Below are 11,053 nucleotides of genomic sequence, written 5' to 3' on the forward strand. Positions count from 1 at the left end.
ATTAAAAATCAGAAAATACATATATATATATTTCAAATGTTTCTTTGAATTAGATTAGTATGTTGAGTGTATATATTTGTTTTAAGGAGTAACTATATTTAATAATATACTCTAATATCGTTTTTATCAAACAATCAAAATGATGATTATTATTCGTAATAACTAGGAAGCAATAATATTAAGATACATAATATACAATACATATCTTTAAATGAAGTATCTAGTTTACAACGTCTTGTCAAAATACATATTCAAAAATACACATTTTAAGTATATCATTTTATAGATATACATGATAAATACAATAAAACATACATTCTAAAATATCTTTACTTAGGCCAGAATAAAATGTTACAAAATAAAACAGTTTATTCATAATCTATATCATATTGAATATTTTTAACTATACGTATTATTTTATGTATTCTTATTATACAAATTACAGATCATTAAAAACATACTTTAAAATATAGGTATATTTGTAAACTATTATAATATAAATTTAAGTATGCTATATACTCTGTATTAAATTATATTGTTTTTTTGCATATTAATAGTTTATTAATACTAAATAGAATTAACTGCTAACTATATTATCTATGGTGACTAAATACAATATATATACTTAAAATCTAATAATTATTAAGCTATGGTTATAAAATAGTTTTCTGTTCTGTTTGTATAGACTTTTATGGATGAATATTGAGCGAAACGAATACTTTGTTCCATAAGTAGGAATTTTCATTATTTTCTATAACATGGTCTAAATATTATCAATTTATGGAATCAGACAATTGATATATATGTTAATTGAAAATAAGTTAACATCTGCAAAAAGACGAAACTAAATTAAATGCAGGTTACGTATCATATTTATTCAGAAAGCTATTATACCCAATTAACTAAATCTTATAAGCCTATATTAAAATATATTATTACTGAGATTAATTTTAATTTAAAAAAATAAGCAGGGCCATTTATGCTTGAAAAAATAGATATCTCCAAGACAATAACAACTGCCGAGTACAAAAAAAATCAAAAAGCATTTAAAGCCATCCTCGGAGAACTACAGCGCAAAGCCTGGGATTTGAAGATACCTGTTATCCTCGTTTTCGAAGGCTGGCACGTGTCCGGAATGGCAGAGGATATCAATCGTTTTATTCTTTCTCTTGACCCCAGAGGATACGATTTTCATACCATGACCAGGCCCTGCTATGAAGAACTCCTTAAGCCCTTTATTGTACGCTACTGGTCTAGAGTTCCTGTGAAGGGAAAGATTGGAATCTTTGATAGAAGCTGGTACAGCAGGGCAATTATAGAGTGTCTGGAAAAGAACAAATCTGAAGAAGAACTGGGGAAATACCTGGAAGAAATAAACTATTTTGAGCGACAACTTGCCGATGATGGGTATCTTTTAATAAAAGTTTTCCTTCACATCAGTGAAAAAGAGCATAAAGAACGTTTTAAAGATCTTAAAAAAATTGATATCCCAATATTTGACGAGTATGAGGATGAAGCAAGACCGGACCTTGACTTCATCCATAAATACAATGAGTATATGCCGCTTGTCGAGAAGATCTTAGAGAAGACCGATATGCCTTATGCCCCCTGGACAATAGTGGAAGCTAATGACCGAAACTTTGCAACTTTAAAAATTATGACGACGGTCATCCATGCGATTGAAGACTCTATTGAACAGGCAACTAGAACACCGGCTGAACAGACCCTCAAATATCTTGATACGGAAACCCCAGAGGTCCCCCAGCTTAACAATTCCATTCTAGAAAAGGTTGAGCTTTCCAAAAAGATGGATACCGATGAATATAAAAAATCAAAAAAGATATACCAGCAAAAACTTGCAGACCTCCAGTATGAGCTTTTTGAGAAAAAACGTCCCCTGATTCTGGTCTTTGAAGGCTGGGACGCGGCTGGCAAAGGAGGAAACATTTACCGCTTTGTAGAAAATCTAAATCCCAGGCTTTACAGGGTAGTTCCTGTGGGTTCGCCAAATGACATCGAAAAAGCCCATCATTACCTCTGGCGTTTCTGTGAAGGAATCCCTCGAGCCGGCCATATAACAATTTTTGATCGGAGCTGGTATGGTCGCGTCATGGTAGAAAGAATTGAAAGCTTTTGCAGCGAGGAAGAATGGAAAAGAGCCTACAGGGAGATCAATGAATTTGAAGAAATCCTGACACAGGCCGGATCAATTGTAATTAAGTTCTGGCTTCACATTGATCAAGAAACTCAACTGGAACGTTTTAACAGTCGGCAACATGACCCTGAGAAAAAATGGAAAATTACAGACGAGGACTGGCGGAACAGAAGCAGATGGGAAGATTATAAAATCGCAGTCGATGAGATGCTTCAGAAAACAAGCACAACAAATGTCCAGTGGATTATTGTAGAATCAAACGACAAACGGTACTCCAGAATCAAAGTACTGAGAAGTGTTGTTGAAACCATTGAAAAAGAGCTGAAAAAATAACATTATTTCAATAGATAATTTTAATAAAATTTTTTCAATAAATATTTTTAATAAAATTCTTTCAATAAATATTTTTAATAAAATTATATTTTTGTTTTATTCTGAAATAATTTCACTTTAAACTTTTTTCATTTTTCCATATTTCACAACCCAAACAATATCATTCCTGTTCTGAATTAAATTCAAAAATATTCTCCGAAACTCTTTTATATATTTTTAGATAATAAGAACTTATAGTAAATTTTTATTCTGTACTATATTACAACTAATCACTATATAATTTCCTTTAATTTACTCTAATTTACTCTAATTTACTCTAATTTACTCTAATTTACTCTAATTTACTCTAATTTACTTTAATTTACTCTAATTTACTCTAATTTACTCTATGATTGGCGTCGTATCTTATTTGCCTGTAAATGTCGGGCTTTCAGGAGCCTTAAAGATGATTGAAGTAAGAAATCTTTCTAAATCCTACGGAAGTACAAAGGCAGTAAATGACATTTCCTTTTCAGTTGGAAAAGGTGAGCTTTTCGGGCTTCTGGGTCCTAACGGGTCAGGAAAAACAACCATAATCAAAATGCTTACTGGTCAAATAAAACCAACTTCAGGTTCAATCAGGGTACTGGGAGTGGATGTGCTCGAAGACCCTGTTCGGGTTCGGAAACTTGCAGGTATTGTTCCTGAACAGGAAACCCCCCCGAGTTTTTTGACGGCAGAAGAATACCTCTATTTTGTTGCAAATATCCGGAAAATGGAAAACTATGAGAAAGCCTGTGAAAAATGGTTCGAATTCCTGGATTTTGGCGACCAGAAAAATTCACTGTGCAAAGACCTCTCAAGAGGCACAAGGCAGAAACTGATGTTTGCCCAGGCTTTTCTGCATGAGCCGGAGCTAGCAATTATTGATGAGCCTCTAATCAATCTGGACCCTGTAATGCAGAGAAAAGTAAAGGATTTTCTCGCAGGCTATGTGAAAAGCGGGGGAACAGTTTTTATTTCAACACATATCCTCGAAATTGCAAAACAGATCTGTACCAGCATTGGGATCATTTACAAAGGAAAACTGGTATATACAGGCCACCTGGACGATCTTACCCTTCAGGAAAGAAACTTTGAAGAATTCTTTCTGGAACTGGTAGGCCAACCAGGGAATTCGGCATTGGTTTGATTATATCTGCACAGTATGCATAACAACATTTCAGGATGTGAGACTCTTTTATCACGCAGGAACTCGCAAATTTACACAAAGATAAGAGCAAAAATCCGCCTGAAATAAAGAAGAAATTGCCTGAAAATAAGAGCAAAAATTGCCTGAAAATAAGAGCAAAAATTGCCTGAAATAAGAGCAGATATCACAAAAACAAGCGTCAAATGGCGCGAAATCAAGACTGAAACTCGGACTATATATAGAAGGGATTTTATGTTTGAGATTTTCAAAAGCATGCTCAAAGAAGAGTGGCGAATGCATTCAAATCTTTTCGGGAACAATGGGTTTTCCCTATTTCCGGTTTTTATTTTCCTGTTTACTTTCTGCGTAAGTCTGGTTCTGCCGGTTTTCAGCGAAATCTTTACGTATGCCCAGATCGCACTCGGAATGCATTATCTTTTCTTGCTTCTGGGAGGCATGGTAGGCGCCTTCGGGCTTATGAGCAGAGAGTTTATGAACCGGCGTTTCGGGCAAGCAAGTCTGATAGCATATTCTGCAAGGACGCTTCCTGTTTCAGAAAGATTGATCTTTGCAAACTTTCTTATAAAAGATATCGTATACTATTTTGTCCTCTATGTGATGCCTTTCATTGCAGGTTTTGCGCTTGCTGTAGCCTTTATCCCGGCAGGAAACTTCCATTTTCCTGTTATCCTTCTCCTTCTCCTGACACTTTCTCTTTCTTTTATGATCGGGCTTTCCCTGGTGTTTTTCTTATCTACTATCTATGCCTATTCCGGAAAACTGTTGACCTGGGGTTTACTGGCAGGCTGCGTTTTCCTGCTTTTTATTTCCGGAAATCTGGATTCAAGAATCTTTTATAGCTTACCTGGCCTTTCTCTTTTCCTGCTTCCTTCAAAAAGCTGTTTCCTGCTTTCCTCTGGGCTTATAATCATTCCTTCAGCTTTATCCCTGCTTTTCCTGAAAGTGGATTTTCCCCAGGCAAGAAAGAGCTTTTCAAATTCATTTTCCAGGCTCTGCAAGGAATTTGGTTCTTACAGGTATGCAGCTTTTGTCGCAAAGGATTTTCTTGACCTTAAAAGAAGTGAGGGAGGACTCGGAAAGTTAATTTTTTCATTTCTGCTGCCTGCAGCTCTTATCTGGATGCTCCTTTCAGCCCTGGAAAAGGTTCTCCCAGCTTTAAATATTTTAATCCTGTTTTCCCTTGTTCTGGGAGTACTTTCCTCTTCAATGTACAACTGGCTTACAGAATACGATATCTTTTCCTCATATGCTTTCTTTCCCCTGAAAGTTTCGGATATGATAAGGAGCAAACTCAACAGTTACCTTTTCTTGAATCTGGTTCCGCTTATACTTCTTATCCTGCTAATCCTTAAAAAAGACCCTGCATTTCTACTACCAGCCCTGCTGCTTTTTCTTTCAATGTCGTTTTACATGGTTTCGATACTTATTTACCTGACAGGGCTTTCCCCTTCGATAAACCTCTATAACGGCAGGACTTTCGCAGTATATGTACTCTCAGTCATGCCTCTTTTGCTGGTTAACATTATTCTGTCAATGTTTGGCCCGTACTATGTGCTTGTAAACTTCCTGCTGGTGCCTCCTTCCCTCTATCTGCTTGGACAAAGCTTCAGAAAGTGGGACAGGATTGAAAGCCCGCGCTTCTAATAGTCGTATAATATCTCAGTCATCTCCCAGTTACGTCAGAATTTACAGCTTGAACATACCTTTTTTTAATCTCAGATTGAAAATATGTTTGGAGAGAAAGATAATGATTCCTTTTCTTTACACATTCTGGACATTTCTGAAAACACTAAAAACGCTGCTTAAAGATCCGAAGTTCAGGGCCCTCCTATATCTAACTGTGATAACTCTCGCAGGAGGTACTGTCTTTTATCATAAAGTCGAAGGCTGGAGATGGCTCGACTCTTTTTATTTTTCGGTTATAACCCTGGTAACGGTGGGATATGGAGACTTTGCCCCTAAAACGGACCTGGGAAAAATTTTTACTGTAGTTTATATTTTTATAGGGCTCGGAATCCTGATTGGTTTTATCAATCCGATTGGAGAATATATTATAGATAAAAGGTTCGAAGTAGTGGAGAATAAAAACGAAGTCAAAAATTCTGAAAACAAATTTTATTTCTTAGGATACCTGGGAAAGATCAGGAAGAAAAAATAGCATTTATAACAGGAAAAAGCTATGCTGAGAAACTGAACTGTTCGACTTACTTATTATGATCACCTTCTCAGTACTGTAAATGTGCGCATGGCTATACATAACTTGTCCTTTAACCTGTTTCAATCTTATCTCGATAACTTTTCAGAGTATTGTCTCTGACTCATATGTCGTCTCTTACTCATGTATTATCTCTGACTCATATGTCGTTTCTGACTCATGTGTTATCTCTGATTCATGTATCGGAATATAATCATCTCAATTTCCATAAAATCTTTTTAGAGATGTGTTACCTTAATGCAGATGATTATCCCTAAGAGACTTACTGCCATTGCAATAGCAGTTATGAAAATAATCAACGCGAAACTGTCTTTCTCAATTAGATCATTGTTCTTATATTCCATATTATTATATATGTAATCTCTACATAAAAGCATTACAATTTTCATTTAATTATTGGGCAGAAACATATTGAACAATCCTTTAATTTATTTATGAAGGCTGCAAAACTCAGCCAGGAAGTCTTTTTATTTTTATTTATATCCGGAAACTCTTTTATTTCATTATATTTTTCGGAAGCTCAAATGCCTGAGCTCAAATGCCTGCTTTTTTCAGAGCTTTTTGGAATTTCTCAAGTCCAGAGTCGAGTTCTTCATCTGTAATAACCAGCGGTGGAGAAAAACGAATTACCGAATCCCCGCAGGGGAGGAGCAGAATTCCTTCTTTAAAGGCTTCCCTCAGAATCCTATCCCTTCGTATCGGGTCTATTGATTTATCAGGTTTTACAATCTCGACTCCGACCATCAGGCCGAGGCCGCGTACATCCCCTATGCATGGAAAGTTTTCCTGAAGTTCCCCCAGGCGTTGCTTCATCTGGGAACCAAGCTCCTTTACTCGGTCCTCAATATTTTCCTTTTCCAGAAATTCGAGAGATGCGAGAGATGCGGCTGAAGCCAGAAGATTTCCTCCAAAGGTGTTTGAATGGACACCCTGGGGCCAGTCCATAATCTCGCGGTCTGCAAGCATTGCTCCCAGTGGAAGCCCTCCTCCAAGAGCTTTTGCAAAGCATGAGATCTCAGCCCTGACCTCAAAATTTTCCATTGCAAGGAAAGGACCTGTCCTGAAGCAGCCTGCCTGGACTTCATCCGCTACAAGGAGGACATCATTATCAGTGCAGATTTGCCTTACTTCCCTATGAAACTCAGGAGGAGGGACGATATATCCACCTTCTCCCTGGACCGGTTCCACAAAAACTGCAGCAGTGTCCATTGGGCTCAATTCCCGCCTGAAAATCAGGTTTTCAAGCTCTTTTGCACACTCGATCCCGCAGGAAGGATATTCGAGTTTAAAGGGACAGCGGTAACAGTAAGCATAATGGGAATGAGCTGTGCGAAGCGCAGGAAAATGTTCCTTTTGCCTGGCTTTTGAGCAGGTAAGAGAGAGGGAGCCCAGAGTCCGACCGTGAAATGAGTTATAAAAAGAGATAAGACCCTGCCGTTTTGTTTTCCAGAAGGCAAGTTTGATTGCAGCTTCCACGGCTTCAGTCCCGCTGTTACAGTAAAATACCTTTGAATAGCCTGAGAGCTCTGATAACTTTTTTGCAAGCTTCACAGGAGGCTCGGCAAAGAAATCCCCGTATCCGCAGTGAGTCATTTTTTCAAGCTGGGCTGAGATTGCAGCTTTAACCTCAGGATTGGAGTAGCCTGCGTTCATAACAGCAATTCCTGCAACCAGGTCAATGTATTCTCTTCCGTCAATATCCCTGATTACGGAACCCTTTGCGCTGTCCACAACCAGAGGATAGGGACGGGCTGTACAGGCTGATGTTATTTTACAGTCCTGTTCGATTATCTCCCTGGCTTTCGGGCCAACGGTATTAAACATTCCTGCTTCATGCTCAAAAAAATCAAAATACTGCCCCGCTTCCATTGCTTTATTTTTTCCCGGCTTTTCCACTCCCTGCGCCTTTTCAAATTCTTCGGTTTTTTCCTGAGCCAAAATGCACTCCTCCCCAGTTTCTCCACACCCTTGAAGTTTAATCCTGTGAATTTTATTCCGTTGAATCAATCTGGGCTTTTTGCAGCCTGCCGCTGTAGTCTATATACACAGCTTTTACCTCGGAAAACTCCTTGACGGCCTCAGTACCGGCTTCCCTAAAACCGTTTCCTGTCCCTTTCACGCCTCCAAAGGGGAGATGGACTTCAGCCCCTATTGTAGGAGCATTAACATATGTGATTCCGGCTTCGATTTTCTCGATTGCCCTGAAAGCGTTTCCTATATTCTCGGTGTAGATTGCCGAAGAAAGCCCGTATCTGGTATTATTGGCAAGCGTTATTGCCTCTTCAAGGTCTGAAACCGTAAAAACCCCGAGGACTGGCCCGAAGATCTCTTCCTGTGCAATCCGCATGTCTGGCCTGACATCCGTAAATATTGTGGGCTCGAAGAAATAGCCAGGAAGCCCGGGATCGATTCTGTTTCCCCCATAGAGAAGAGTTGCTCCTTCTTCTTTTCCTATTTTCACGTATCTCTCGATCTTCTCAAGCTGCGCTTTGTTGATTACAGGCCCGATGTCTGTCTCAGGAAAGAGTCCGCTACCTATCCTGAGAGCTTTTGCTTTTGCAAGCAGCCTTTTCATGAATTCGTCCTTTATTTTCTCATGCAGAATCAACCTGCTCGTAGCAGTACAGCGCTGCCCTGTAGTCCCAAAAGCTCCCCACAGCACGCCCTCAAGGGCCAGTTCAAGGTCGGCATCATCCATAACAATTACCGGGTTTTTGCCTCCGAGTTCCAGAGAGACTCTTTTCATGGTTTTTGAACACTCTTCCATTATCCATTTCCCGGTATCAAGGCTGCCTGTAAAGGAAATAGCCTTTATGTGAGGGTGCTGGACTACAGCTTTACCGACAGTTACTCCGGGCCCTGTTACCAGATTTATCACTCCGGGAGGCAGGCCTGCTTCACTAAGCACCTCTATCAGCTTGAAGGCAAGCAGAGGCGTGTCACTTGCAGGCTTGAAAACAATCGCGTTTCCAGCTACAAGGGCTGGCATAATCTTCCACGCGGGAATAGCAATAGGAAAGTTCCAGGGCGTTATTAAGCCAACTACCCCTATCGGCCTGAGTATGGTCATGCAGAATTTTTCCTTGAGTTCGGAAGTCGTCGTCTCCCCAAGCATCCGCCTTCCTTCCCCTGCGGCATAATTTGTGATATCAATGGCTTCCTGTACATCTCCCCTTGTCTCAGGCAGCACCTTTCCCATCTCTTCTGTCATAAGGACAGCAAGTTCTTCCTTCCTTTCCTGCAAAATCCGGGCTGCCCTGAAGAGTACCTCAGCTCTTTTTGCAGCCGGGATATCGCTCCATAGCCTGAACCCTGTTTCAGCAGCTTCAACTGCCCTGTCCACGTCCTCTGCTCCAGCGACCTGTATTGCTGCCAGGCTTTCCAGAGTAGCCGGATTTATATCCTCAAAAGTCTCTCCGGTTGAAGAGTCTTTAAATTCTCCCCCTATAAACAGCTTGTACTCCTGAACCATAAAATCCCCCCATAAAAGCATGAATATACAAGGAAATAAATATATTCCAGAAATCTTTTGTAGCAGATGAAAATAACATTATTAAAGGTTAATAACATTATTAAAGGTTAAATAATAGATATGTATGTCTCTCGCACAAATTAATAAAAGGTTACTAATTATCTTGTTGTTAATTATTATCGCTTCGGCATTTTATATTTTCCATACAAAAAATAGTGAAGTATATCCCGAAACATGTCTTGGTAATATTAATAACAATTCAATAAATGCTGAAGTGTACCCAGGAGATTCAATACAAAACGCGATAAACAATGTCAGTTTCGGTGGCACGGTTATTGTTCACCAAGGACTATACAAAGAAAATTTGATTGTAGGCAAACCACTGAAGGTTATAAGATCAAACGAAGGAGAAGCCGCATATGCTGCCATTCAAGCTGCAGACCCAGAAAAAGATGTATTCCACATAACTGCGGATAATGTGACAATTATCGGCTTCAATATAACTGGGTCACAGGATAAAGCCGGCATCTATTGTAGCGGGTCTGGTGGCAACATAACTGGAAATAAACTAAGTTATAATAACTATGGAGTTTACCTTAACGATTCAAGCAGGAATATCCTGGAAAATAATGAAGTGAATAACAATTCACTTGGAATCTATCTGAGAAATTCTAATAATAACCAATTAAAAAGTAACAATATCACAGGCGTTGGGATATTTGTTGGCTTAGAGAATAGTGCAACGGGAATTTATCTGGAAGATTCAGACAACAATAAATTAATGAATAACACCATATCAAAGTTATGGGATGGTGTAAACTTCACTGAGTCTTCTAATAATGAGCTAAATAATAACTCGATTTTACATAACTACTTCAGCCTTAGTCTTGTTAATTCAAATAATAATAAAGTTTTGAATAACACTATTTTGAGACGTGGCTATTCGTTTTCAGTTGTTCTTGCCGATTCTCAAAATAACACGTTTCAAGGCAACAGTAAATATTTAAATACTGATTTCAAAATATGTTATAGCTTTAAAAGCACAAATAATACGTTAGAAGGGGAACTCTACACTTCAAACGAACAGGGTACTGGCGGTGTTTTCAGAGTAAAATAGCGTAAAAGTTTACCTATATGTAAAGAAGTTATTTTTGTAAAGAAGTTGTCTTCCTTATGTAATTCCAATAGTAGCGTGCTGCTTTCAGTGAATCATGTTGCTATCAAAGTCTGGCGCACGTGGATGATTATAGGCAACTGCTATGGGTGATAATTTTGCAGTCAAAGCCCGGTTGCACATTCTCCTCGCTACTAGGCTGGGGGAGCAAGAGTATTCAAGATTTTTAACAAATAGATGTACACCTGCACATTGCACATATATGCATACCCAAATCCCTGGCCACTGATTTTTGATTAGTTCTCCACCAGTTTCCCTGACCACTGATTTTTGATTAGTCCTCTACCAATTTCCCTGACTACTAATTTTTGATTAGTCCTCTACCAATTCGGATTTACAGCAGATCTAAGTATTAGAAAACATTGATTTTTATATTGTCTTCTCAATATATCTGTATAAGGATGTATTATAGAAACCCTTATATTATCACAAAAACAAATATTATTTATGTTATGTTATAAAAAAGTAAGTTTAAGCTCCCATTTTTGCTTAATCGACTATGCACACAGATT

At 38.5% G+C, this 11,053-nt stretch carries 7 protein-coding genes; 5 read left to right on the forward strand and 2 right to left on the reverse strand.

The genetic code is table 11. The features are described 5' to 3' along the window. Positions 1–979: 979 nt before the first annotated feature. From pap to MSVAZ_RS09245, 4 genes are all read left to right on the forward strand, one after another. Complete coding sequence (pap, locus tag MSVAZ_RS09230) at positions 980–2,488, forward strand: polyphosphate:AMP phosphotransferase (protein ID WP_048120423.1); 1,509 nt, start codon at positions 980–982, stop codon at positions 2,486–2,488. 388 nt (positions 2,489–2,876) lie between these two features. Next, entirely contained in the window at positions 2,877–3,659 is a 783-nt protein-coding gene (locus tag MSVAZ_RS09235; RefSeq protein ID WP_232316278.1) for an ABC transporter ATP-binding protein, read from the forward strand. Between the two features lie 252 nt (positions 3,660–3,911). Continuing rightward, positions 3,912–5,324 carry a hypothetical protein gene (locus MSVAZ_RS09240; RefSeq protein ID WP_048123846.1) on the forward strand — a complete coding sequence of 471 codons (1,413 nt, stop codon included), beginning with the start codon at positions 3,912–3,914 and terminating at the stop codon, positions 5,322–5,324. Positions 5,325–5,427: 103 nt separating this feature from the next. After that, complete coding sequence (locus MSVAZ_RS09245; protein WP_048120428.1) at positions 5,428–5,838, forward strand: potassium channel family protein; 411 nt, start codon at positions 5,428–5,430, stop codon at positions 5,836–5,838. A gap of 591 nt (positions 5,839–6,429) precedes the next feature. Here the strand turns inward: MSVAZ_RS09245 and MSVAZ_RS09250 are convergent. Together MSVAZ_RS09250 and MSVAZ_RS09255 are read right to left on the reverse strand one after the other, a co-directional pair. Beyond that, positions 6,430–7,833 (reverse strand): aspartate aminotransferase family protein, encoded by a 1,404-nt coding sequence (locus MSVAZ_RS09250; protein WP_048120432.1) that lies wholly within the window; start codon positions 7,831–7,833, stop codon positions 6,430–6,432. Between the two features lie 52 nt (positions 7,834–7,885). Continuing rightward, positions 7,886–9,367: an aldehyde dehydrogenase family protein gene (locus tag MSVAZ_RS09255; RefSeq protein WP_048120434.1), complete on the reverse strand. Its 1,482-nt coding sequence runs from the start codon at positions 9,365–9,367 to the stop codon at positions 7,886–7,888. A gap of 124 nt (positions 9,368–9,491) precedes the next feature. Here MSVAZ_RS09255 and MSVAZ_RS09260 point away from each other — a divergent pair, with 124 nt between their 5' ends. Further along, positions 9,492–10,484 carry a right-handed parallel beta-helix repeat-containing protein gene (locus tag MSVAZ_RS09260; RefSeq protein ID WP_048120436.1) on the forward strand — a complete coding sequence of 331 codons (993 nt, stop codon included), beginning with the start codon at positions 9,492–9,494 and terminating at the stop codon, positions 10,482–10,484. Positions 10,485–11,053: the final 569 nt, after the last annotated feature.

This window comes from Methanosarcina vacuolata Z-761, from assembly GCF_000969905.1.
GTDB lineage: Archaea > Halobacteriota > Methanosarcinia > Methanosarcinales > Methanosarcinaceae > Methanosarcina > Methanosarcina vacuolata.